This window comes from Aquabacterium sp., assembly GCF_036279675.1.
GTDB lineage: Bacteria > Pseudomonadota > Gammaproteobacteria > Burkholderiales > Burkholderiaceae_C > Aquabacterium.
The window spans coordinates 27,520-52,507 of record NZ_DASUIS010000156.1 but is presented as its reverse complement, the minus strand read 5'-3'; the positions used below and the strand labels follow the sequence as shown (position 1 = coordinate 52,507).

Here is a 24,988-nt window from a genome sequence, read left to right as displayed (position 1 = left end):
CGCAATGATGGACGACCAGCGACTCTAGCCTATCAACCCGCCTCCACAACCCCGCGTCAATACTGAGGCAGCGTGTCCGAGAAGCTCAGAACTTCGAAGTGAATCTGCGTGCTGGTGATGTCCGTGGGCGGTGCGCCCAGGCAGATGACGCCGCTGCCGTGCAAGGTGCAGGTGCCGCGTCGGAGGGTCAGGACCTGATCATCGTGATCGAACTTGACGTGCGTGCCGTTGTAGCTGAGGTCCGTCAGGTAGAAGTGACCGCTGTGGGATTCGATGCGCGCATGGGAGCGCGAGACACGCGAATCACTCACGCAGAACGAGGCCTGCGGGCTGCGGCCCAGCACCAGCGGCATGCTGGCCGTGGAGAAGACGCGCTCGGTGCCCAGCCAGGTCAGACGCACACCATCGGGCATGTCGCTGGGTTCGGCTTCCATGATCATGGTGGACATGGTGTCGCCAAAGCGGCGGGTGTCCATGCGCAGCACGGGCACAGGTTCCTTGCGGCCGCGCAGGTGCAGTTTGTCGATGCTGCGAAAGCGTTCGTGCTGATCGCTGGGCAGTTCGCGCAGAAGCTGGGCCGTGGTCAGCGTTTCGTTGTCCCCAGCCAGATCCAGCAGGCGCGCAGCCACGTTGACAGCATCGCCAAAGCAGTCACCATCCACCTCGACCATTTCGCCCCAGGCGATGGCCACCTTGAGCTTGATGGCGGCCGCCTTGATGGGCAGGCCTTCGGCGACCGGTGCGATGCGCTCCAGGGACTCCTGCATGGCCACGGCGGATTCGACGGCGCGCTCGGCCTCTTCGAACACGGCCATGAGGCCATCTCCGAGGGTCTTGATGACGCGCCCACCAGAGCGGGCCACGAGTTGACCGAGCATGGCCAGGCTGTGCGTGACGACGGTGGCCGCCTCGCTGTTGCCCAGTTTGAGATAAAGCGCGGTGCTGCCGCGGAGGTCCGCAAACAGGATGGCGCGTTCTTTGGTCATGCCCATAACGCAGTATGTTCGCGCGCTTTGCGATATGCCAGCGTGACGAAATGCACGGTTTTTGGGCGTGAGTTTGGGGCTGAGGGGCCGGATGCGACTTGGCTAAAAAGAAAAAACCCGGCGCGTGGCCGGGTTTCGGGTCTGATCAGGCTCGGCCTGGGGGCCGAGAGACGTGGATCAGAGGTTGTCCAGATAGGTCCTGAGCTTGTCCGAACGGCTCGGGTGCTTGAGCTTGCGGATGGCCTTGGCTTCGATCTGACGGATCCGTTCGCGGGTCACGTCGAACTGCTTGCCGACTTCTTCCAGCGTGTGGTCGGTCGACATTTCGATACCGAAGCGCATGCGCAGCACCTTGGCTTCGCGAGGCGTCAGGCTGTCGAGGATGTCCTTGACGACATCGCGCAGACCGGCCTGCATGGCAGCCTCGATCGGGGCGGTGTTGTTGGTGTCCTCGATGAAGTCGCCCAGGTGGCTGTCGTCATCGTCACCGATCGGCGTTTCCATGGAGATCGGCTCTTTGGCGATCTTCATGATCTTGCGGACCTTGTCCTCCGGCATTTCCATCTTGGCAGCCAGCGTCGGGGCATCGGGCTCGAAGCCGAATTCCTGCAGGTGCTGACGCGAGATGCGGTTCATCTTGTTGATCGTTTCGATCATGTGAACCGGGATGCGGATGGTGCGGGCCTGGTCGGCGATCGAACGCGTGATGGCCTGACGGATCCACCAGGTGGCGTACGTCGAGAACTTGTAGCCACGGCGGTATTCGAACTTGTCCACCGCCTTCATCAGGCCGATGTTGCCTTCCTGGATCAGATCCAGGAATTGCAGACCACGGTTGGTGTACTTCTTCGCGATCGAGATCACCAGACGCAGGTTGGCCTCGATCATTTCCTTCTTGGCATCGCGTGAGGCCTTTTCGCCTTCGTTCATGCGCTTGTTGATCTCTTTCAGATCTTCAATGGGCACGACAGCCTTGGCCTGCAGGTCGATCAGCTTTTGCTGCAGTTCCTGGATGGCAGGCAGGCTGCGACCCATCACGGCGCTGTAGGGCTTGCCGGCTTGCGATTCCTTGACGGCCCAGTCCAGGTTCAGGATGTTGGGCGGGAAGGACTTGATGAACTGTTCTTGCGCCATGCCGCACTTGTCGACCACGATCTTGCGCAGTTCGCGTTCGTAGCGGCGAACATCGTCGACCTGCGAGCGCAGCACATCGCACAGACGTTCGATGGTCTTGACGGTGAAACGGATGGTCATCAGCTCCTGGCTGATGGCTTCCTGGGCCTTGTTGTAAGGCGCGGACTTGTAGCCGTCCTTTTCGAAGGACTTGGCCATCTTGTCGAAGTTCGTGCGCAGGGCATCGAACTTGACCATGGCCTGGTTCTTCATCTCTTCGAGCTTCTTGGTCAGTGCCTTGGAGCCGCCATTGCCATCGTCGTCGTCGTCTTCGTCGAACTCGTCGAAGTCTTCTTCGGCCACGTAGTCGTCGGCCTCGTCAGCGGCCACGAAGCCGTCCACCACGTCGGTGATGGGCTGCTCGCCAGCGCGGATCTTGTCGGACAGCGACAGGATCTCGGCGATGGTGGTGGGCGATGCTGAGATGGCCAGCATCATGGCCTGCAGGCCACCTTCGATGCGCTTGGCGATTTCGATTTCGCCCTCACGGGTCAGCAGCTCGACGGTGCCCATTTCGCGCATGTACATGCGAACGGGGTCGGTCGTGCGGCCGAATTCCGAGTCCACGGTGGACAGGGCGGCTTCAGCGGCTTCTTCGGCTTCTTCTTCGGTGGCCGTGGACTGCGCGCTGTTGGAGATCAGCAGCGTGGCAGCGTCAGGGGCCTGTTCGTAAACCGCCACGCCCATGTCGTTCAACATGGAAATGATGGCTTCGAGGATTTCGTTTTCGACCAGCTTTTCGGGCAAGTGGTCGTTGATTTCCTGGTGCGTCAGGAAGCCACGGGTCTTGCCCAGCTTGATCAGGGTCTTCAGATCCTGACGGCGCTTGTTGACTTCGTCTTCGGTCAGCGTGGTGTCGTCGATGCCGAATTCACGCATCAGGGCGCGCTCCTTGGCGCGCGACACCTTCATGCGAAGGGGCTTGGCCTTGGGCTTGTCGCCACCAGCATCTTCGGCACCGTCTGCTTCGACTTCACCGACATCCAGATCGGCTTCGACTTCGGCTTCGATGTCACCCACATCGTCTTCTTCGAAGGCGGCCTTCTTCTTGGCCACGGCGCCCTTGGCGGCCGGTGCAGCTTCAGCGGTTGCAGCCTTGGGCTTGCGGCCACGCTTCTTGGGTTCGGCGGGCGCGGCGACCTCAGCCGTATCGGCACCCTTGGCCTTGGCGGCACGGGTCGTGGACTTGGCCTTCTTTTCCGGGGTTTCCGTGGTCTGCTCGATCACCTCGGCTTCGGCGGCTGTTTTCTTCGCTTTAGTCGCGGTGTCTGCTGTCTTCGCGGTTTTTTTCGCGGTCATGCGCTTCCTCGAAAGAGAATTCTGGGTGCTTATCGAACCTTCCATTATCGCGCAATGAAAGGGGGGCGTCAAAAATCTTGGCCAAATAGCTGTTGAAATACTCAGTCCGGCGGCAGAGAAACGCTCATCCTGAGATGGGGCGCCGGCGGCTGATTTCAAGTTTCATGGCCAGGGTCAGCCGAACGAGCTCCATTTTTCGAGCCTCGGCTGCCTCTGAAAGTTCACCTGACTGGGTCAGCAGATCGAGTTCCTCGCGCAAGGCGACGAGTTCGATTGGCCGGATCAGGTTCATCAATTCCTCCACGGTGTCTTTGTTGTCCGGCACATCGACAAACTGGGTGACACGGCGTGCCAGCGTCTGGAAATGTCCGGTTTCTTCGGGGTGCTCGGGGTCGGCGGCATCTCCCCGCATGAGCTTGAGCAGGTCGTCGGCGTTGAGCAGGCCCTGGTCCAGCAGGATGCGGTCCAGCCAGCGGAAAAACTCGCCGTAGGGCGCCGGTTGATCGCACAGCAGATCATGCGTGGCACTGGGCAACTGCTCCCAGAACTCGCTGTGGCTGACCAGCACCCAGGCGATGCGGTCCAGCGGCGTGGCGGCCTGGGGCAGGGGGCGTTGCTCCACCGGGCTGCCCCGGCTTTGCCAGCGCGAGCCACTGCCGCCTTTCCAGGGCTTCCAGGGTTTGCCGTCGCGGCGTGTGCCACCATGGAAACCGCCTTGCTGATAGCCGCCTTGTTGCTGGCCTCGGCCTTGATACGGGCGGCTGGACTGGCCGCCCGATTCGTCGCCGCCGGATGGCTCGCCACCGTCGCCGCTGTAGGTCCAGTCATCACCGCCGGTGCCGCCGTCGGGCTCGAAGGCCGGGATGTCGCCGAAATCGCCGTCCCAGTTGCCTGATGAAGCACCGCCGGCACCTGCAGATCGCTGGCCGCCACTGGCCGCACCACCGCTGTAGCGGTCTCGCCCTGCGGCTTTCTGCTGCGCCTTTTGCAGATGCTCGGCCAGCCTGCGTCGCACCTCTTCCGGTGCGGTGCGGGCCATCTGCGCCAGCTCATCGGCAATCAGGCCTTGCAGCGCGCCCTCGGGGAACTGCGCCAGCAGCGGGATGGCCTGAACCAGCAGACGGGCGCGCCCTTCGGCGCTGTCCATGTCGCAGTCGGCGCCGGCGTGTTCGAGCACCTGGCGTGACAGCGGCACGGCCTGTTTGATGCACTGCTCGAAGGCTTCAGCGCCGAACTCGCGGATGTAGCTGTCCGGATCGTGCTCGGCAGGCAGGAACAGGAAGCTGATGCGGCGCGTATCGGTGGCGTAGGGCAGGGTGGCTTCCAGCGCGCGGCCGGCAGCGCGGCGGCCTGCGGCGTCGCCGTCGAAGCTGAACACCACCTGGTCGGTGAAGCGAAACAGTTTCTGGGCGTGGTCCGCCGTGCAGGCGGTGCCCAGTGTGGCCACCGCGTTGCCAAAGCCCCACTGGGCCAGGGCCACCACGTCCATATAACCTTCGGTGACGATGGCGTAGCCCTTGTTGCGCAAGGCAGCGCGGCCCTCGTACAGGCCGTAGAGCTCGCGTCCTTTGATGAACACGGGCGTCTCAGGCGAGTTCAGGTATTTGGGCTCGCCTTTGTCCAGCACGCGCCCGCCAAAGCCGATGACATCGCCTTGCGGGTTGCGGATCGGGAACATGATCCGGTCGCGGAAGCGGTCGTAGCGCTTGCCCTCGGACTCGCCAGGATCAGGATCATGCGCGATGACCAGGCCGGACTCCACCAGCAGCGGGTCATCGTACTTGGGGAACACGCTGGCCAGGCCGCGCCAGTTGTCCGGTGCGTAACCCAGGGCAAAGCGGGCGGCGATCTCGCCTGTCAGTCCACGGCCTTTGAGGTAGTTGACGGCGCGTGGCGTACTCTTGAGCTGCTGCTTCCAGTGGTGTGCGGCCTTGGCCATCACATCGGTCAGCGAGACTTGCTTTTCCTTGATCTGCTTCTGGCGCTCGCGCTCTTCCGGGCGGACGTTGTCGTCGGGCACCGGCATGCCCTGCATCTGGGCCAGGTCCTTGACCGCATCCACAAAGCCCGTGCCACCGAACTCCATCAGGAAGCCGATGGCATTGCCGTGCACGCCGCAACCGAAGCAGTGGTAGGTCTGGCGGCTGGGGCTGACCACAAAGCTGGGAGATTTTTCGCCGTGGAAGGGGCACAGGCCCTTGTAGTTGATCCCAGCCTTCTTCAGGGTGACGAACTTGCCCACGACATCGGCGATGTCCGTGCGGGCCAGCAGGTCCTGAATGAATGACGGTGGGATCACGGCAAAAAATGCAACGGTGAGGCTTCAAACGCAACGGCCCCGGCGCGACGGGGCGACGGGGCCGTTGCTGTCAGCCTCGGAAGGCCGACGGATGTCTTACTTGGACAGGGCTTCCAGCGCGCGGCCGGTGATGTCGTCCACCGAACCCACACCGCTGATCTTGCGGTATTGCGGTGCAACTGCGTCGCCAGTTGCGGCCCATTGGCCATAGTAGTCCACGAGCGGGCGCGTCTGCGAATGGTAGACGTCCAGGCGCTTGCGCACGGTTTCTTCCTTGTCGTCTTCGCGCTGGATCAGGTCTTCACCGGTGGCGTCGTCCTTGCCTGCCACCTTGGGCGGGTTGAACACGACGTGGTAGGTGCGGCCCGAAGCCACGTGCACACGGCGACCACTCATGCGCTCGATGATCGACGAGTCGGGCACGTCGATTTCCAGCACGAAGTCGATCTTCACGCCAGCAGCCTTCATGGCTTCGGCCTGGGGGATGGTGCGTGGGAAGCCGTCAAACAGGAAGCCGTTGGCACAGTCAGGCTGCGTGATGCGGTCCTTGACCAGGCCAATGATGATGTCGTCGCTGACCAGGCCGCCTGCGTCCATGATCTTCTTGGCTGCCAGCCCCAGTTCGGTGCCGGCCTTGACGGCTGCACGCAGCATGTCGCCGGTCGAGATCTGGGGGATGCCAAATTTTTGGCACAGGAACGCAGCTTGCGTACCTTTACCGGCGCCGGGTGCGCCCAACAGGATGAGTCTCATGTATCTCCTCGGTATCCGGTCTCACTGATGGCCGTGGGGCGATCAGTCCTTCAAGGGCGGGAGGATAGCATGCGTACCCCTCCGATGGGCGGGGGAATCACCGCATGCCGGCCCGTTCCGCCAGCAATTGGCATACCTGGTCAGGCACACCAAAGTGGTTCGTGAGCTGGTCAGGCCACGTCAGGCAAACAGGGCGCGAACGCGCGCCAGGTCCTCTGGTGTATCGACACCGGCCCCTGGCGCTTGTTGCGTGACGTGCACAGCAATGCGCTCGCCATGCCACAACACACGCAACTGCTCGAGTGACTCCACCGTCTCCAGCGGGCTGACCGCCAGCTGCGGGAAGCGGCGAAGGAAGCCCGCGCGGTAGCCGTAGATGCCGATATGGCGCAGCGGGTGGCCGGCGCCTGCTGCGGGTTGCCCGGCAGCGGGTGCGTCGCGCCACCAGGGGATGGGCGCGCGCGAGAAATACAGGGCGCGCCCCTGGGCGTCCAGCACCACCTTGACCACGTTCGGGTTGGTGAAGTGGGCGTCTTCTTCGATCGGGTGGGCGGCCGTGCTGACCACGCAATCCGGACGCTGGTCCAGTTGGGCGGCGCAGGCGTTGATCAGGGCCGGATCGATCAGGGGCTCGTCACCCTGTACGTTGACCACGGCATCCTGGCCGTCCAGGCCCAGGATGGTGCAGGCTTCGGCCAGGCGGTCGCTGCCTGTGGGGTGATCGGCGCGGGTCATCACACAGCGTACGCCGTGTTGTTCGCAGGCTTGCTGAATGCGCGCGTTGTCCGTGGCCACCACCACTTGGGCCGCGGCGCTCTGTGCAGCACGTTGGGCCACGCGCACCACCATGGGCACGCCGGCGATGTCGGCCAGGGGCTTGTCAGGCAGGCGGGTGGAGGCCAGCCGCGCCGGGATCAGAACCGTGAAGCCCATGCTCAGGCTCCCGTGGCGGACTTCGGCGCTGGGGCAACCGGCACGTCATTGTCGTCCAGTGGCACGGCTTCGTTTTCCAGCATCACGGGGATGCCGTCGCGGATCGGAAAGCCCAGACGGTCGGCGTGGCAGATCAGGTGCTGGCCTTGTGGCAGGCGTTGCAGGGGGCCTTTGCACACGGGGCAGACCAGCAGTTCAATCAATCGAGTATCCATGGTGTTCTTCTTCAGCCAGGTTGGTGGCAAGCAGGTAGCTTCTTCAAGGCGGCATCCAGAGCCAGCCAGAAAGACGCTTCAGGACGGAAGTCTAGTGCCGCAACCCACACGCGGCAGCCAGGGCGCTCGCGTGAGAGTCGATCAGGGTCAAGTTTGACGGCATCTTTTTCGGTAAGGATGACGTCGCGGGCCTGTTCAGGCCAGGGAATGTGGCTGAGATCGGCGTGGTCGTCCAGAGCGATGGTTTCACAGGCAAAGCCTTGCTGGCGCAGCGCGTCGAAAAAGCGTTGCGGGTGGGCGATGCCTGCCACGGCCCAGGTCGTCTCGTGCTTGCAGTCTGCGGGCTTCAGCGTGCTGCTGGGTGCGCGCCCCTGCCACCAGTCCGCCAGTTCGCAAAACGGGGCCATGGCCTGGCTGGCCAGGTGGCCGGGCAGGTCGGTGCTGGCCTGGTTCGCGTTGTAGAGCACCAGCGGCGGGGCCACCAGGCCAGGCGTGGTCGGGACGTGAATCGGCTCGCGCAAAGGGCCGGCGGGCAGCAACCAGCCATTGCCGCCACCACGGGCGTCAAACACGATGACTTCCAGGTCCCGCTGCAACTGCAGATGCTGGAGGCCATCGTCGCACACCAGCAGGTTGATTTCGGGGTGAGACTGGAGCAGGGCGCGGCCGCCAGCGGCACGTTGACGGCCCACCATGACCGGCACGCCGGTGCGTCGCCAGATGAGCATGGGCTCGTCACCCGTTTGGGCCGCGTTCAGCTTGTGTGCTGAGCTGGCATCCAGCAGCACGTGCGTTTGTGACTCGGGCAGTTGCGCCTTGTAGCCGCGGCTGAGCACGCCTGGCCGCCAGCCTTGTGCCTTCAGGTGCTGCAGCAAGGCGATCGTGGTGGGCGTCTTGCCCGCCCCGCCAACGACCCGGTTGCCAACGACGAGCACGGGCACGGGCAATTTGTCGGCGTGCAGCCAGCCCAACCGGTAGGCCCCGCGGCGCAGCGACACCAGCAACAGCATCAGCAGGGCCAAAGGCAGCAGGCACAGTGCGACCGGCCCTTTCTTGAGCCAGGCCTGATTGAGTTGCGCAGCGAGTTGGCTCATGCGTGGTGGGGCGGGCAGGTCAGCCGGCAGCGGGGTGGACGCCCGCGCCCGCCAGGCAGGTGCAAGACCTCAGGGTGCAGCGGCACCGGCCGCATTCTCGGTCTGCCCTTGTGTGGCAAAAGTCAGCTGGCTCAAGCCCACACGACGAGCGGCGTCCATGACGTTGATGACGCTCTGGTGCGTGGCCGACGCGTCGGCTGTCACCACCACCACCGTGTCCTTGGCACTGCCATTGGCGGAGGCCAGGCCAGCCGCCAGCACGTCCACGCTGCGGCCTTCCAGCTGCCGCTGGTTCACCACATAGCGGCCGTCAGCGGTAACCACGACCACCAGCTCATGAGGGCGGGGCTTGGCCGCCTGCGCATTCGCCGTGGGCAGGTTGACCTTCAGTTCGGTCAGCTTCGAGTAGGTGGTGGTCAGCATCAGAAAGATGAGGATCACCAGCAGCACGTCGATGAAGGGGATGAGGTTGATCTCAGGCTCTTCCTCGCGCAGGTGATGCTTGCGAAAGTTCATCGACATCGGCGTGGCCTCTGCAACTCAGCGGCGACCGGATGTCAGGCGCAGCAGATGCGGCACCATGCGCTCCGCCGCCTGTTCCATGGCCACCGTGTACGCATCGATGCGCGCACGGAAGTGGCGGTAGAACATGAGCGAAGGGATGGCCACGATCAGGCCGAACGCCGTGTTGTACAGCGCCACGGAGATGCCGTGCGCGAGCTCCATGGGGTTGGCGCCGGATGAGCCATTGGCTGCACCGGACGCACCAAAAATCTCGATCATGCCGATCACGGTGCCCAGCAGGCCCATCAGCGGGGCTGCACTGGCGATGGTGCCCAGGGCACTGAGGTTGCGCTCCATCTGGTGCACGGCATCGCGACCCGCAGACTCGAACGCACCTCGCAGGTTGGATTCGGTGATGCGCGGTTCGTTGGCAGCGGCGCGAAGCCCCTGGGCGAGCAACTGGCCCAGCACGGAGTTCTCAGCGAGCTTGTTGATCGTGTCGGCCGAGGGGACGCCCGAACGCGTCACGGAGAGCACCTCGTCGACCAGGCGGCCAGGCGCCACGCGTGCTTCGCGCAGACTGAGGAATCGTTCAATGACCAGTGCCAGCGCCACGACGGAGCACAGCACGAGCGGAATGATGGGCCAACCAGCGGCTTGAAGAATCGACAGCAACAGAGGACTCCCGAGGGACATGGCCTGTTCAGTCGGGCCGCATGGGCTGGCGCGCTGACAGGTACCGGACAAGCCGATGATTATGGGGCTGAAACGGGCATTTCCCGCATCGCGGTGCACAGGCGGGGGCGCCTGGGACTTTCCCCATGGGGGCGCGACAACGTGATCTCGGGCACGCGTGTTGCAATGCGGCAAAATCATCCACTGATCCTGTGGATAACTTTGTGGGTAAACCGGTTCGGTCGCGCTCAAACCCGCGAAAATCAACGCTACTTGACAGATTGCTTATTTTTTAAGCAGATGAAAAGCCTTTTAAATCATATGCTTAGAACAATATTAAGGCGCTGTGACAGGGGTTTGATGCCTGTGGCCCTGAGGGTGCCCGGGTGTGGACTTGTCCTCGAAGGCCCCCCCTGTGGCGCCCATTGTCCAGATGGCTCAGAGGGTGGCTGGCCAGCTGTGTTTGCCGGGCGCGCAACGGCTGGCGTTTCGGGGAAAACGACATGAGCAATTGGGCAACAGACAGGCCGGCCGGCGCGTCTCGCGTGTGGGGTGTGGCGGCGCTGGTTCAAGCGGTGGGTGACACCTTGTCGGCACGGTTTTCGTCGTGCGTGGTCAAGGGCGAGATCAGCGGTTTCACCCGTGCGGCCAGTGGGCACGGCTATTTCACGCTCAAGGACGAGCACGGCAATGCCTCGCTGCGCTGCGCCATGTTCAGGCGCGCGCTGTCTCAGGTGGATTTTTCGCCTTCCGAGGGCATGCTGGTGGAAGCGCGAGGCAACCTGGCCGTGTACGAAGCGCGCGGCGAGCTGCAGTTTGTGGTCGAGGGCATGCAGCGGGCAGGCGCGGGCGCCTTGTATGAGCAGTTCCTTCGCTTGAAGGCGCGCCTGGAGGCGGAAGGGCTGTTCGATGCCGATCGCAAGCGCATGCTGCCGCGTTTCCCTCGTCGGGTGGCGGTTGTCACATCTCTTGGGGCCGCTGCGCTTCGCGATGTGCTGACGGCCCTGCGCCGGCGTTCACCGCACGTCGAGGTGGTGCTGTCACCCTGTTCTGTCCAAGGGGTCGAGGCGCCAGCGCAGATCGTGCAGGCCTTGACCGGGGTGATCCTGGCGCATCGTGCAGGCCAGTTCATGGATGCCGTCATCGTTTGCCGAGGTGGCGGCTCTCTCGAGGATCTGTGGTCCTTCAATGACGAGCGGGTGGTGCGCGCGATCGCCGCATGTCCCATTCCCGTCGTCTGTGGCGTGGGCCATGAAACCGATTTCACGCTGGCCGATTTTGCCGCCGACTTGCGCGCGCCGACGCCCACGGCCGCCGCCGAGCTGGTCGCACAGGATCGCGAGACCTCTCTGGATCAGCTCGACGCGGCCGAGCGGCATCTGCAGCATCGCGTGCATCAGCGACTGGACAACCTGGCGCAGCGCCTGGATCAGGCAGCCGTTCGCATGGCGCGACCAGCGCAGGTGGTGGGGCAGCACAGGCAGGCCTTGAGCCTGCTCGAGCACCGCATGCTGGCGGCTTGTCAGGACCGCGTGCGCCGATCACGCCAGCTCCTGCCGCAATGGCAGCAGCGCCTGACGCGGGCGGTGTCCGTGCAACAGGCGCGACATCAGCACAGCGTGCAGGCATGGGATGCCCGCCTGGGTGCGCTCAATCCGCACAAGGTGCTGGAGCGTGGCTTCGCGTGGCTGACCGATGAGGCCGGGGCGCCAATGACGCGGGCATCCCAGGCGCGCCCACAGGCCCAGGTTCGGGGTGTGATGGCCGACGGGGTGTTGCACATGCACGTCACCCAGGTCGAGCTGGATGCAACGCCCGGGTCGGATCGTGGCGATTAAGCCCATCACCATGCGCAGGTAAAGCCCCCAGGCCTGCTGGCCCAGGCTGGCCGTGCCTACAATCCACCGTCGAATTTTCTTCACACCCATCAGGAACAAGCACCATGGCACACACGCTTCCTCCTCTGCCTTATGCGCAAGACGCTCTGGCCCCTCATCTGACGAAGGAAACCTTCGAATACCACTACGGCAAGCACCATCAGGCTTACGTCACCAACCTGAACAACCTGATCCCCGGCACCGAGTTCGAAGCCCTGTCGCTGGAAGACATCATCAAGAAGTCCAGCGGTGGCATCTACAACAACGCCGCCCAGATCTGGAACCACACCTTCTTCTGGAACTGCATGAAGCCCCAAGGCGGCGGCGCGCCCACTGGCAAGCTGGCTGACGCCATCAACGCCAAGTTCGGCAGCTACGATGCCTTCAAGGAAGCCTTCACCAAGTCGGCCGTGGGCAACTTCGGTTCCGGCTGGACCTTCCTGGTCAAGAAGGCCGACGGCTCGGTGGACATCGCCAACTTCGGCCCCGCCGGTACGCCCCTGACCACCGGCGACACCCCGCTGCTGACCATCGACGTGTGGGAGCACGCCTACTACATCGACTACCGCAACGCTCGCCCCAAGTTCGTGGAAGTGTTCCTCAACAGCCTGGTCAACTGGGACTTCGCTGCCAAGAACTTCGGCTGATCGCCGCTCCTGCAGTGTTGCTGCAGCGCAAAAAACAAAACCGGGCCTTGTGCCCGGTTTTTTCTTGGATCAGATTTTGTTGCGCCGCGCCAAATACCTGAGGTCTTTTTGTGCTTTCCGCAATAGTTTGTGGTCAATAACCACTTCGGTGGTACATTTGTCCCCGGTTCTTTACGGCCCTTCCCGTCGCCCTTGCTGGATTTTGTTTTCCAAGCAGTCAGCAAGGCGGGTCGCAATCCGCCAACCGGTCAAGCCGTGTCGCGGAAGGTTTTTCAACCAGCCAATGTCCAGGCAGACCCTGGAGCGAGGTGAGCGAAATGATGCAGCAGTTCAGGTCGAACTCGTACCTGTTCGGGGGCAACGCCCCATACGTTGAAGAGTTGTACGAGGCCTACCTCGACAACCCCGGTTCCGTCCCAGATAACTGGCGAGCCTACTTCGACGCACTCCAGAACGTCCCAGCCTCTGATGGCACCGATCACCGCGATGTGGCCCATGCGCCCGTGGTTGAATCGTTTGCCCAGCGTGCCAAGGCCAATGCCTTCATGGTCAAGACCAGCTCCGCTGATCTGGCTGTGGCGCGCAAGCAGGTTCACGTTCAGTCGTTGATTGCTGCCTATCGCTTCCTCGGTTCCCGCTGGGCGGATCTCGATCCCCTCAAGCGCCAGGAACGCCTCAAGATTCCCGAACTCGAACCGTCCTTCTACGACTTCACCGAGTCGGACATGGACATCACGTTCAGCGCCACCAACACGTATTTCACCAAGGCCGAGCACATGACCTTGCGCGAAATCGTGCAGGCCCTGCGTGAAACCTACTGCGGCAGCATCGGCGCCGAGTACATGCACATCACCGACCCCGGTGAAAAGCGTTGGTGGCAGGAAAAGCTGGAGTCCATCCGCTCCAAGCCCACCTTCACCGCAGAGAAGAAGAAGCACATCCTCGAGCGCCTGACGGCTGCCGAAGGCCTGGAGCGCTTCCTCCATACCAAGTACGTCGGCCAGAAGCGCTTCTCGCTCGAAGGCGGTGAAAGCTTCATTGCCTCGATGGATGAGCTGATCCAGCGTGCCGGTGAAAAGGGCGTGCAGGAAATCGTCATCGGCATGGCCCACCGTGGTCGTCTGAACGTGCTGGTCAACACGCTGGGCAAACAGCCCGCCGAGCTGTTCTCCGAGTTCGAGCACACCGCCCCCGAAAATCTGCCTTCCGGCGACGTGAAGTACCACCAGGGCTTCTCCAGCGATGTGACCACGCCTGGCGGCCCTGTCCACCTGTCCTTGTCCTTCAACCCGTCCCACCTGGAAATCGTCAACCCGGTGATCGAAGGTTCGGTCAAGGCCCGTATGGACCGCCGTGGCGATGTCAAGGGCTCGCAAGTGCTGCCCGTGCAGGTGCACGGCGATGCGGCCTTCGCCGGCCAGGGTGTGGTGATGGAAACGCTGGCACTGGCCCAGACCCGTGGTTACTACACGGGCGGCACGGTGCACATCGTGATCAACAACCAGATCGGTTTCACTACCTCCGACCCACGCGACAGCCGCTCGACGCTGTACTGCTCGGACGTGGTCAAGATGATCGAAGCCCCCGTGCTGCACGTGAACGGTGACGATCCCGAAGCCGTCGTGCTGGCCACGCAACTGGCTCTGGACTATCGCCAGGAATTCAGCAAGGACGTGGTGGTGGACATCGTCTGCTTCCGCAAACTGGGCCACAACGAGCAGGACACGCCTGCCATGACCCAGCCGCTGATGTACAAGAAGATCGGCCAGCACCCCGGCACCCGCAAGGTGTACGGCGACAAGCTGGTTGGCGGCGGTACCTTGCCCACGACCGGTCCGGACGACATGGTCAAGGAGTATCGCGCCGCGATGGAAGCGGGCAAGCACACGGTCGACCCGGTGCTGACCAACTTCAAGAGCAAGTACGCCGTTGACTGGACGCCTTACCTGGGCAAGAAGTGGACAGACAGTGCCGATACCGCACTGCCGCTGGCCGAGTTCCGCCGGCTGGCCGAGCGCATCACCAACGTGCCCAAGGATTTCAAGCCACACCCCCTGGTGCAGAAGGTCATCGATGACCGTGCTGCCATGGGGCGCGGCGAGATCAATGTGGACTGGGGCATGGGCGAGCACATGGCGTTCGCCTCGCTGGTGGCATCGGGCTATCCGGTGCGCCTGTCCGGTGAGGACTGCGGTCGCGGTACCTTCACCCACCGCCACGCCGTGCTGCACGATCAGAACCGCGAAAAGTGGGACATCGGCACCTATATCCCTCTGCAACACGTTGCTGACAATCAGGCACCGTTTGTGGTCATCGACTCCATCCTGTCCGAAGAGGCCGTGCTGGGCTTCGAGTATGGCTACGCCGGCTCGGACCCCAACAGCCTGGTGATCTGGGAGGCCCAGTTCGGCGACTTCGCCAACGGCGCCCAGGTGGTGATCGACCAGTTCATCGCTTCCGGTGAAGTGAAGTGGGGCCGCGCCAATGGCCTGACCCTGATGCTGCCTCACGGCTACGAGGGCCAGGGCCCCGAGCACAGCTCGGCCCGCCTGGAGCGCTTCATGCAGCTGGCTGCCGACAACAACATGCAGATCGTGCAGCCAACTTCGGCTTCGCAGATCTTCCATGTGCTGCGTCGCCAGATGGTGCGCATGTTCCGCAAGCCGCTGGACATCATGACGCCCAAGTCGCTGCTGCGTAACAAGGACGCCACATCCCCGCTGACCGAGTTCACGCGCGGTGAATTCCGCACCGTGATCGGCGAGGTGGACGAGAGCATCGACAACAGCAAGGTCAAGCGACTCATCTGCTGCTCAGGCAAGGTCTATTACGACCTGGTCAAGAAGCGTGCAGAAAAGAAAGCCACCGACACGGCCATCATCCGTGTCGAGCAGCTGTATCCCTTCCCGCACAAGGCCTTCGCGGCCGAGATCAAGAAGTACCCAGGCCTGACGGATCTGGTGTGGTGTCAGGACGAGCCTCAGAACCAGGGTGCCTGGTTCTTCGTTCAGCACTACATCCACGAGAACATGGCCGAAGGGCAGAAGCTGGGTTACGCGGGTCGTCCCGCCTCGGCCTCGCCTGCAGTGGGTTACGCCCACCTGCACCAGGAGCAGCAAAAAGCTTTGCTGGATCAGGCATTCGCCAAGCTCAAGGGCTTCGTTCTCACCAAGTAAAGGTTCAGGTGCCCTGCGGGGTGCCCGAACCGAGCTGCCTGCAGGTGCACCCGGTGCGCACCAAACAGACAGGCAGCAGGTGAGGGCGAGAGCAGGGCCGAATGGAGATACACATCATGGCAATCATTGAAGTCAAGGTTCCTCAGTTGTCCGAGTCGGTGGCCGAAGCCACCCTGTTGCAGTGGAAGAAAAAGCCCGGCGATGCCGTCGCGGCCGATGAAATCCTCATCGAAATCGAGACCGACAAGGTCGTGCTGGAAGTGCCAGCCCCCGGTGCTGGCGTGCTGGCCGAACTGGTGGTGGCCGATGGCGGTACGGTGGTGTCCGATCAGGTGATCGCACGCATCGATACCGAAGCCGCTGCGGGTGCGGTGGCTGCCCCTGCGGCATCGGCACCAGCCGCGGCGGCTGCACCTGCTGCGCCGGTGGCAGCGGCCGCCGCTACCGGTGGCAGCAAGGCTGACGTGGCCATGCCGGCCGCTGCCAAGCTGCTGGCTGACAACGGCCTGAGCACGGCTCAAGTGGCTGGTTCCGGCAAGGATGGCCGCGTCACCAAGGGCGATGTGCTGCAAGCGGTGGCTGCAGGCGCCAGCAAACCTGCTGCTTCCGCGCCTGCTGCACCTGCCATCCCGACGGGCGTGCCTTCCAGTGCACTGCCAGCCGTTCAGGCTCCGAGTGTGCCTAACCCATTGGGCGAGCGCCCCGAGCAGCGCGTGCCCATGAGTCGTCTGCGCGCCCGTGTGGCCGAGCGTCTGCTGCAATCGCAAGCGACCAATGCCATCCTGACCACGTTCAACGAAGTGAACATGGCGCCCCTGATGGAAATGCGCAAGAAGTTCCAGGAGAAGTTCGAGAAGGAACACGGCACCAAGCTGGGTTTCATGAGCTTCTTCGTGAAGGCTGCGGTGCATGCGCTCAAGAAGTACCCTGTGCTGAACGCCTCGGTGGACGGCAACGACATCGTCTATCACGGCTACTTCGACATCGGCGTGGCCGTGGGCTCGCCCCGTGGTCTGGTCGTGCCGGTGCTGCGCAATGCCGATCAGATGACCTTCTCGGAGATCGAAAAGAAGATCGCCGAGTTCGGTGTCAAGGCACGTGACGGCAAGCTGGGTCTGGATGACCTGACCGGCGGTACCTTCTCGATCTCCAATGGCGGCACCTTCGGCTCCATGCTGTCGACCCCGATCATCAACCCGCCTCAATCGGCCATCCTGGGCGTGCACGCCACCAAGGATCGCCCTGTGGTGGAAAACGGCCAGATCGTGATCCGTCCGATCAACTATCTGGCGATGTCGTACGACCACCGCATCATCGACGGCCGCGAAGCCGTGCTGGGCCTGGTGGCGATGAAGGAAGCGCTGGAAGATCCAGCTCGCCTGCTGTTCGACATCTGATCAACACCTGATCGTTCATGACCTGATTTTTTGCGGCCGGGCGGGCCTCACAAGGGCCCGCTCCGGACTGTCAAAGCCCCAACAGCATCACGACCGGACCACATTCACCATGTCCCTGGCTGACGAACTCGAACGCATCGCCTCGTTGCATGAACGCGGCGTGCTCAGCGATGAAGAGTTCCAGCAGATCAAGGCCCGCCTTATCCATCAATTGCCCCAGTCGGGCGACGGCTTACCGGCCGGCGCATCCGGCAGCCTGGAGGTCAGTCAGCTGCGTCGTTCACGAGACGACCGCTGGCTGGGCGGCGTATGTGGTGGCATCGCGCGCCTCACGGACATGGAATCGTGGATCTGGCGGCTGATCTTTGCAGCCATGTTCATGCTCTGGGGCACGGGTTTATTGCTCTATATCCTGCTGTGGATCTTTGTGCCTGACGACTGAGGTCCGGGCAGATCAACACGGCGCAACAAGCGGATCGACACCATCATGTCCAATCAATTCGACGTCATCGTCATCGGTGCAGGCCCTGGCGGCTACATCGCGGCCATCCGTGCTGCGCAACTGGGCTTCAAGGTGGCCTGTATCGACGAGTGGAAGAACAGCAAGGGCGGCCCCGCACCAGGCGGCACCTGTACCAATGTCGGCTGTATCCCGTCGAAGGCCTTGCTGCAGTCGTCCGAGCACTATGACCAGGCGGCTCACCACTTTGCAGACCACGGCATCACCGTGGAAGGCCTGAAGATGGATGTGTCCAAAATGGTGGCCCGCAAGGACACGGTCGTCAAACAGAATAACGACGGCATCCTCTACCTGTTCAAGAAGAACAAGGTGAGCTTCTTCCACGGTCGAGGTTCGTTCGTGAAGGCCGCCGATGGTGCCTATGAAGTGGCGGTGAGCGGCGACAAGCCCGAGACGCTGTCGGCCAGGCACATCGTGGTGGCCACGGGCTCCAGCGCTCGCCAGTTGCCGGGGGCAGCGTTTGATGAAAAGCTGATCCTGTCCAATGAAGGCGCGCTGGCCGTGACCGAAGCACCCAAGAAGCTGGGTGTGATCGGCTCGGGCGTGATCGGCCTGGAAATGGGCTCGGTCTGGCGCCGTCTGGGCGCGGAAGTGACCGTGCTGGAAGCGCTGCCAACCTTCCTGGCGGCCGTCGACGAGCAAGTGGCCAAGGAGGCCCAGAAGCTGTTCGTCAAGCAGGGCCTCAAGCTGGAACTCGGCGTGAAGATCGGTGAGGTCAAGGCCGGCAAGAAGGGCGTGACTGTCAGCTACGCCAATGCCAAGGGCGAAGAGCAGAAGCTGGAAGTCGACAAGCTGATCGTGTCCATCGGCCGTGTGCCCAATACCAATGGCCTGAATGCCGAAGCCGTGGGCCTCAAGCTCGACGAGCGTGGCGCCATCGTGGTAGACGATGACTGCAAGACCAATCTGCCCAATGTCTGGGCCGTGGGCGACGTGGTGCGTGGCCCCATGCTGGCTCACAAAGCTGAAGAAGAAGGTGTGGCTGTGGCCGAGCGCATTGCCGGTCAACACGGTCACGTCGATTTCAACCTGATTCCCTGGGTGATTTACACCAACCCGGAGATCGCCTGGGTCGGCAAAACCGAACAGGCGTTGAAAGCGGAGGGCCGTGCCTACAAGGCCGGTTCCTTCCCCTTTATTGCCAATGGTCGCGCCCGTGCTTTGGGTGACACGACCGGGTTCGTCAAATTCCTGGCCGATGCCGCGACCGACGAAATCCTGGGTGTGCACATCATCGGGCCGTTTGCGAGTGAGTTGATCGCCGAGGCCTGCGTGGCCATGGCTTTCAAGGCCAGTGCAGAAGATATCGCGCGCATCTGTCACGCTCACCCCAGTTTGAGTGAGTCGACCAAGGAAGCAGCGCTCGCGGTGGACAAGCGCACCTTAAACTTCTGAGTTCTGCGCAAGCTACTCACATCAGGGGCGGCTGGGCTGCCCCTTTTTATTTTGCTTTTCACATCGTCAAATGCCAGCGTCCGCGATTTCCGTTACCAAGCTGTATGAGCAAAGTCTGGCCGAGCGCGGCTACAAGGCCGATGCGGCACAGCTCAAGGGCATTGCGGCATTGCAGCGTTGCCAGGACGAGTGGGCAGGCTACAAGCGCCAGCGCTCCAATGCGCTGACCAAGATGCTGCGCTACCCCGATCTGCCCAAGGGCGTGTACATGTACGGCGGGGTGGGGCGTGGCAAGAGCTTCATCATGGACTGCTTCTACAACGCCGTCCCCCTGCAGCGCAAGACGCGCCTGCACTTTCACGAATTCATGCGGGAAGTGCACCGCCAGTTGCATGAGCTCAAAGGTGTGCAGGACCCGCTGGAGGTGCTGGCCAAGCGCATGTCGCGCAAGCACCGCCTGATCTGCTTTGACGAGTTCCACGTGGCCGACGTGACGGACGCCATGATCCTCTACCGTTTGCTGGACGCCATGTTCCGCAACCGCATGAGCATCATCACCACCTCGAACTTCCACCCGGATGGCCTGTATCCCAACGGCCTGCATCGCGACCGCATCCTGCCGGCCATCGAGCTGCTCAAAAGCCAACTGGAGGTGGTCAATGTGGACAGCGGCAATGACTACCGCCGCCGCACGCTGGAACTGGCCAATCTGTACCTCACGCCACTCAATGAAGGGACGTCCAGGGAAATGGACGAGATCTTCGGCAAGCTGGCCGAAACGGCAGATGAAGACCCGAACCTGAACATCGAGCATCGCGTGCTCAAGGCCAGGCGGCGCGCCGGTGGTGTGGTCTGGTTCGATTTCCAGACCCTGTGCGGTGGCCCCCGCTCCCAGAATGACTATCTGGAGCTGGCCTCACGTTTTCACACAGTGATCCTCAGCGATGTGCCGCACATGCCGGTGCGCATGGCGTCGGAGGCCCGCCGCTTCACCTGGCTGATCGACGTGCTGTATGACCGCAAGTGCAAGCTCGTGATCTCGGCCGAAGTGCCGCCGGATCAGCTGTATACCGAGGGGCCGATGTCACACGAGTTCCCTCGCACCGTGTCGCGGCTGACCGAGATGCAGTCCAAGGAATACCTGAGCGAAGAGCGCCGCGTGGTCGACACCTCGATCACCTGAACTCAGGCGAAGCGCTGCTTGAGCTTGAGGAAGTGGATCTCGTACAGGTTGTATGACAGCCAGGCCGCCACATAGGTGACCGCCACGATGCCCACCATGTGCAGGCTCGCGTACAGGATGCTGCCTGCGGGCTGGATACCCAGTTTGTTGAGCACGTCCTTGCTGAACAGGTCGTGCAGAGGCTTGTGGATCACATACATGCCGTAGCTGTACTTGCCGATGCTGCGCAGAGGCGCGAACTGCAAGGCCTTGTGCCAGAGGGAGCGAGGGCCGGCATCACCGGCCTGGGCATCACGCCAGGCTGCCGCGTAGATGATGACGGCAAACAGGATGGCCAGCACCGTGTAGCCATAGATCATGCCCTTGGGCGTGGCGCGCGGGTAGCCGTGCGTCCAGACGCCGGTGACGGCAAAAAGGATGAAGGCGGCTGCGACCAGCTTGGTACCGTGTTGCTTGAGCCAGTCGGCACAGGCCGGCATGCGCCAGCAGGCGGCAGCAAAGCCGCCCAGCGCCAGCGCATCGATGCGGCAGATCGTCCACGAGTACACGGCCTCGGTGGGCACGCTGCCGCTGTGAAGCAGCCAGGCCCGGCTGATGAGGCTCAATACGGACACGATCAGGCAGGCCCAGGCCACCTTGGCCGGGCCTTTGAGCGCAAAGACCAGCAGTGGCCAGAACAGATAGAACTGTTCCTCGACCGAGAGGGACCAGAAGTGGGGCAGGGAATCGGGGCCCCAGCCCAAGGGGGCCGTCCAGTTCACCAGATACGCCCAGAGCCAACCTTGGTAAGGCACCTCGGCCTGGTAGATCTTGGGCTGCATGCCCAGCAAGGGCAGGATCACGAAGATCAGCGTCAGTGCCGTGTAGTACAGCGGAAAGATGCGCAAGGCCCGGCGAACCATGAAGTTGGGCAGCGCCTTGGGTTTGCCTGCGGTATCCAGCAGGATCCCGGTGATCAGGAAGCCACTGAGCACGAAGAACAACTGCACCCCGATCCAGCCGATGTTGAGCAGATACTGCGCGGCCATGGTGGCGCCATGCATCTCGGGGGCTTCGATGAGCTGTGCGTTGTGGGCCATCACGAGAAGGATGGCGAGGCCGCGCAGGCCATCCAGCGCGGGCATGTAAGTCGTGCGCACCTTGAGAACTCCGAAAATTGAATCAGTTGGCCGCTTCGATGCGCACCAGGGCCAGCGACAGGTTGTCGCCACCGGCTCGGGCACGGTGGCGGGCCTTGCCCACCAGCATCTCGACGGCCTCACGCGGTGGCAGGGTGTGCACGATGGCACCCAGCTCCTTGGGCGTGAAGTAGTGCCACAGCCCGTCCGAGCAGACCAGCAGGCTGTCGCCAATGTCCAGTTGTTGGATGCGGTGGGTGTTGATGGGCGGATCCTGTTGCGTGCCCAGGCAGCCCGTCAGCAGGTTGGCCTGTGGGTGCACATTGGCTTCTTCTTCCGTGATCTGACCTTCTTCAACCAGCCTTTGCACAAAGGAGTGATCCAGCGTGCGATGAGCCAGCTCGGGGCCTCGGAAGTGGTAGACCCGGCTGTCGCCCGCGTGGGCGATGTCGGCCGACAAATCCGGGTTGATGATGAAGGCTCCTACAGTGGAGTGCGGTTCTTCTTCAAAGGCGATGGCCGTCAGCTTGATCATGAGGTGGGCCTCGTTGATCAGTTGCACCAGGGTCTGGTCGGACTCGTCCTTGGCCGGCACATAGCGGTCAAAAACCTGGCGGGCCGTCATGATGACCTGATCGGCGGCTTTTCTGCCCCCGCTCTTGCCGCCCATGCCATCGGCCACAACGGCCAGCAGGCATCCCTGAACCCGTGGGTGAGGGATGACTTCAACCTGGTCTTGCTGATAGGGCCGATCCCCCCGATGGATGCCCGTGGCAGCCACCAGGCGAAAACTGGACGGTGGATTGATCATGGGGAAAACTATAATCGCTATTCAGTAGGATCCGGGGGGTGGCGATGCCCCGGGGCATCCCTTGTTCAAGCGCCTAGTCACGGAGCCTTCGAGCTTCCCCGATGCAAGAAAACCTGCATTCTCCCCATCGCCAGCTGATCGAGTTGCGCATGGAGCACGCTGATCTGGACAACCTCATCGATCGGGCGGCAGAACAGACGCCGGTAGACGAACTGTCGCTACGGCGCCTCAAAAAGCGCCGTTTGTTGCTGCGAGACCAGATCGCACGCCTCGAGCTGATGCTCGACCCCAAAGAGCCGGCCTGATTGGTTTTGCCGGCTTTTTGACTCAAGGCGCCAGCGCCTCGAGCAGTTCGGTTTCGAGCGTCAACTGCAATTTGTCCTGGCGCAGCGCGTCGCCGGTGACCAGGAAGGTATCTTCCACGCGCTCGCCCAGGGTGCTGACCTTGGCGAGTTGCACATTGACGTGGTGGCGAGCCAGGGTTCTGGCGATCACATACAGCAGACCGGAGCGGTCGCTGGCAGACACGCTCAGCAGCCAGCGCTGCGCGCGCTCATCCGGCCGCAGACTCACGCGGGGTTGAACCGGGAAGGACTTCACGCGACGCGACAACCTGCCGCGGCTGGGCTCATGCAAGGGCTTGTCGGACGCCGCTGCTTCAGCCAACTGGTTTTCCACCAGGGCGATCAGGTCCCGATAGTGCACGCCGTCGAAGGCCATGTTGTCGCTGGCCAGGATCTGGAAGGTGTCGAGCGCGTAGCCTGACTTCGAGGTGTGAATGCGGGCGTCCTGAATGTTGAAGCAGGCCTTGTCGAAGTAGCCGCAGATGCGCGCGAACAGATCAGGTCGATCAGGGGCATACACCAGCACCTGCAGGCCTTCCCCCACCGAAGACAGGCGTGCTGCCACGATGGGTTTGTCTGTCTCGACATGGCGCCACAACATGCGCGTGTGCCAGGCGATGTCGGCGGAGTCGTGGCGAGCGAAGTAGCTCATGTCCAGCGTCTTCCACAGCTTTTCTTCGATGCCGGACGGCATGTAATAGAGCGCCAGGGTGTGACGGGCCTGCTGCTTGCGGGCTTCGATTTCGGCGTCCATGTGCGGGCGAGCACCGCCAAGCGCGCGCAGCGTGAGCTTGTAGAGGTCTTCCAGCAGCTTGCCCTTCCAGGCGTTCCAGACCTTGGGGCTGGTGCCGCGGATGTCGGCCACGGTCAGCAGGTAAAGGCCGGTCAGGGTGCGCTCGTTGCCCACGCGCTTGGCAAAGGCCTGGATCACGTCCGGGTCGGACAGGTCTTCCTTTTGGGCGATGCGTGACATCGTCAGGTGCTCGGCCACCAGGAACTCGATGAGTCTGGCGTCCTCACCCTTGATGCCGTGGTCACGGCAGAAGCGGCGGACTTCCACCCCACCCAGCACGGAGTGATCGCCCCCGCGACCCTTGGCCACGTCATGGAAGAGCGCCGCCACGTACAGCAGCCAGGGCTTGTCCCATTCGGCCGCCAGTTGGGTGCAGAAGGGGTATTCGTGGGCGTGTTCGGGGATGAAGTAGCGCCGCACATTGCGCACCACCATCAGGATGTGCTGGTCCACCGTGTAGACGTGGAACAGGTCGTGCTGCATCTGGCCCACGATGCGGCGGAACACCCAGAGGTAGCGGCCCAGCACCGAGGTCTGGTTGAGCAGGCGCATCACACGTGTCTGGCCCTGTTGTTCGCGCAGGATCGCCATGAAGGCTTCGTGGTTGACCGGGTCCTTGCGGAAGGCGCCGTCCATCACGTTGCGGGCGTTGTAGAGCCCGCGCAAGGTCCGGGCGGAGAGCCCCTTGAGCGTGTCGTCCTGTTGCAGCGTCAGGAAGGTGGCCAGGATGGCGTGCGGGTCCCGCTCGTACAGGTCGTCGCTGGTGATTTCCAGGAAGCCGCCCCGGTCCATGAAGCGCTCGTTGATGGGGCGCATGGGCGCGTTCTGCGAGCCGAACACGCGCTCCTCGATGTTGAGGATCAGGATCTGGTTGAGCTGGGTGACCGCCTTGGCCGCCCAGTAGTAGCGGCGCATCAGGGCCTCGCTGGCGCGCAAGGCCTTGGTGTTGGCGTAGCCGAAGGATTCGGCCACCGCGGTTTGCAGGTCGAACACCAGGCGGTCTTCACGGCGGCCGGCGATCTGGTGCAGGCGCGTGCGGATGAGCTTGAGCGTGCCTTCGTTGCGCGAGAGCTGGCGGGCCTCGAACGGCGTCAGCAGGCCGTTCTTGGCCAGTTCGTGCCAGGTCTTGCCCAGTCGCGCGGCGCGAGCCAGCCACAGCACCACCTGGAGGTCACGCAGGCCGCCGGGGCTTTCCTTGCAGTTGGGCTCCAGCGAGTAGGGCGTGTCTTCGTACTTGGTGTGCCGCTGGCGCATCTCCAGCATCTTGGCGGTGACGAAGGCCTGCACGTCCATGTGCTGGAAGGTGGATTGCTGCAGCTCGTCAAAACGCATGCGCGAGCCGTGGATGAAGCGCGCTTCCAGCAAGGCCGTCTGCACGGTGATGTCGCGCAGGGCTTCTTCGCTGCATTCTTCGACGCTGCGCACGCTGGAGCCGATCTCCAGGCCGATGTCCCAGCAGGCGCTGATGAAGCTCTCGACGCTGGGCGCCAGGCTCTCGTCGCCCGTGATCGAGGGCGACAGCGGCAGGAGCAGCAGCACGTCCACATCCGAGTGCGGGAACAGTTCGCCGCGGCCATAGCCGCCCACAGCCACCAGGGCGGCGCCGCGGGGCATGGGGTGCGCCTCCCAGATCTGGATCAGGGTGCGGTCAACCAGGCGAGCCAGTTGGGTGAGCAGGCGGCCCGCCGTGACGGTGGAGGCACGACTTTGCTGGAACTGTGTCAACAGTTCGGCTTTGGCGGTCTTGAACTGCGTGCGCAGCGCGGCGACGTCCAGGGACATGTTCTTGGTGGGTA

The 24,988-nt window shown here is 63.0% G+C and carries 20 protein-coding genes; 8 read left to right on the top strand and 12 right to left on the bottom strand.

Features of this window, described 5'->3' with window-relative positions:
- Positions 1-56 precede the first annotated feature (56 nt).
- From VFW93_RS18630 to VFW93_RS18590, 9 genes are all read right to left on the bottom strand, one after another.
- Positions 57-986 (bottom strand): adenylate/guanylate cyclase domain-containing protein, encoded by a 930-nt coding sequence (locus VFW93_RS18630; protein ID WP_329695445.1) that lies wholly within the window; start codon positions 984-986, stop codon positions 57-59.
- A 177-nt stretch (positions 987-1,163) separates the two neighbouring features.
- On the bottom strand, positions 1,164-3,458 hold the full coding sequence (gene rpoD / locus VFW93_RS18625) for an RNA polymerase sigma factor RpoD (protein ID WP_329695444.1): 2,295 nt from the start codon (positions 3,456-3,458) through the stop codon (positions 1,164-1,166).
- A gap of 124 nt (positions 3,459-3,582) precedes the next feature.
- A complete protein-coding gene (gene dnaG / locus VFW93_RS18620; RefSeq protein ID WP_329695443.1) occupies positions 3,583-5,757 on the bottom strand; it encodes a DNA primase in 2,175 nt (724 codons plus the stop codon).
- 96 nt (positions 5,758-5,853) lie between these two features.
- Positions 5,854-6,510, bottom strand: a complete 657-nt coding sequence (gene adk / locus VFW93_RS18615; RefSeq protein ID WP_329695442.1) for an adenylate kinase — start codon at positions 6,508-6,510, stop codon at positions 5,854-5,856.
- A 180-nt stretch (positions 6,511-6,690) separates the two neighbouring features.
- Entirely contained in the window at positions 6,691-7,443 is a 753-nt protein-coding gene (gene kdsB, locus VFW93_RS18610; protein ID WP_329695441.1) for a 3-deoxy-manno-octulosonate cytidylyltransferase, read from the bottom strand.
- 2 nt (positions 7,444-7,445) lie between these two features.
- On the bottom strand, positions 7,446-7,658 hold the full coding sequence (locus VFW93_RS18605) for a Trm112 family protein (protein ID WP_329695440.1): 213 nt from the start codon (positions 7,656-7,658) through the stop codon (positions 7,446-7,448).
- Positions 7,659-7,669: 11 nt separating this feature from the next.
- Positions 7,670-8,770 carry a tetraacyldisaccharide 4'-kinase gene (lpxK, locus tag VFW93_RS18600; protein WP_414639731.1) on the bottom strand — a complete coding sequence of 367 codons (1,101 nt, stop codon included), beginning with the start codon at positions 8,768-8,770 and terminating at the stop codon, positions 7,670-7,672.
- A gap of 51 nt (positions 8,771-8,821) precedes the next feature.
- Positions 8,822-9,268, bottom strand: a complete 447-nt coding sequence (locus tag VFW93_RS18595; protein ID WP_329695452.1) for a biopolymer transporter ExbD — start codon at positions 9,266-9,268, stop codon at positions 8,822-8,824.
- Between the two features lie 24 nt (positions 9,269-9,292).
- Entirely contained in the window at positions 9,293-9,931 is a 639-nt protein-coding gene (locus VFW93_RS18590; RefSeq protein ID WP_329695451.1) for a MotA/TolQ/ExbB proton channel family protein, read from the bottom strand.
- Positions 9,932-10,434: 503 nt separating this feature from the next.
- On the opposite strand from VFW93_RS18590, the gene xseA reads away from it, so the two are divergent.
- From xseA to zapE, 7 genes are all read left to right on the top strand, one after another.
- Entirely contained in the window at positions 10,435-11,769 is a 1,335-nt protein-coding gene (gene xseA / locus VFW93_RS18585) for an exodeoxyribonuclease VII large subunit (RefSeq protein WP_329695438.1), read from the top strand.
- A 104-nt stretch (positions 11,770-11,873) separates the two neighbouring features.
- Positions 11,874-12,455 carry a superoxide dismutase gene (locus VFW93_RS18580; RefSeq protein ID WP_329695437.1) on the top strand — a complete coding sequence of 194 codons (582 nt, stop codon included), beginning with the start codon at positions 11,874-11,876 and terminating at the stop codon, positions 12,453-12,455.
- Positions 12,456-12,772: 317 nt separating this feature from the next.
- Complete coding sequence (locus VFW93_RS18575; RefSeq protein WP_329695436.1) at positions 12,773-15,631, top strand: 2-oxoglutarate dehydrogenase E1 component; 2,859 nt, start codon at positions 12,773-12,775, stop codon at positions 15,629-15,631.
- A 116-nt stretch (positions 15,632-15,747) separates the two neighbouring features.
- Positions 15,748-17,028, top strand: a complete 1,281-nt coding sequence (gene odhB / locus VFW93_RS18570) for a 2-oxoglutarate dehydrogenase complex dihydrolipoyllysine-residue succinyltransferase (RefSeq protein ID WP_329695435.1) — start codon at positions 15,748-15,750, stop codon at positions 17,026-17,028.
- Between the two features lie 109 nt (positions 17,029-17,137).
- Entirely contained in the window at positions 17,138-17,470 is a 333-nt protein-coding gene (locus VFW93_RS18565) for a PspC domain-containing protein (protein ID WP_329695434.1), read from the top strand.
- Positions 17,471-17,515: 45 nt separating this feature from the next.
- Positions 17,516-18,943: a dihydrolipoyl dehydrogenase gene (gene lpdA / locus VFW93_RS18560; protein ID WP_329695433.1), complete on the top strand. Its 1,428-nt coding sequence runs from the start codon at positions 17,516-17,518 to the stop codon at positions 18,941-18,943.
- Positions 18,944-19,013: 70 nt separating this feature from the next.
- Positions 19,014-20,126 carry a cell division protein ZapE gene (gene zapE / locus VFW93_RS18555; RefSeq protein WP_329695432.1) on the top strand — a complete coding sequence of 371 codons (1,113 nt, stop codon included), beginning with the start codon at positions 19,014-19,016 and terminating at the stop codon, positions 20,124-20,126.
- A 2-nt stretch (positions 20,127-20,128) separates the two neighbouring features.
- Here the strand turns inward: zapE and VFW93_RS18550 are convergent, their stop codons facing one another.
- Together VFW93_RS18550 and VFW93_RS18545 are read right to left on the bottom strand one after the other, a co-directional pair.
- The gene (locus VFW93_RS18550) at positions 20,129-21,265 is read right to left on the bottom strand and encodes an acyltransferase (RefSeq protein WP_329695431.1); all 1,137 of its coding nucleotides are present in this window, start codon (positions 21,263-21,265) and stop codon (positions 20,129-20,131) included.
- Between the two features lie 22 nt (positions 21,266-21,287).
- Positions 21,288-22,055, bottom strand: coding sequence for a PP2C family protein-serine/threonine phosphatase (locus VFW93_RS18545; RefSeq protein WP_329695430.1), 768 nt, complete (start codon positions 22,053-22,055; stop codon positions 21,288-21,290).
- Between the two features lie 101 nt (positions 22,056-22,156).
- On the opposite strand from VFW93_RS18545, the gene VFW93_RS18540 reads away from it, so the two are divergent.
- A complete protein-coding gene (locus VFW93_RS18540; RefSeq protein WP_290645140.1) occupies positions 22,157-22,360 on the top strand; it encodes a YdcH family protein in 204 nt (67 codons plus the stop codon).
- 22 nt (positions 22,361-22,382) lie between these two features.
- On the opposite strand, the gene VFW93_RS18535 is transcribed toward VFW93_RS18540, so the two are convergent.
- On the bottom strand, positions 22,383-24,974 hold the full coding sequence (locus tag VFW93_RS18535) for a [protein-PII] uridylyltransferase (RefSeq protein ID WP_329695429.1): 2,592 nt from the start codon (positions 24,972-24,974) through the stop codon (positions 22,383-22,385).
- Positions 24,975-24,988 lie beyond the last annotated feature (14 nt).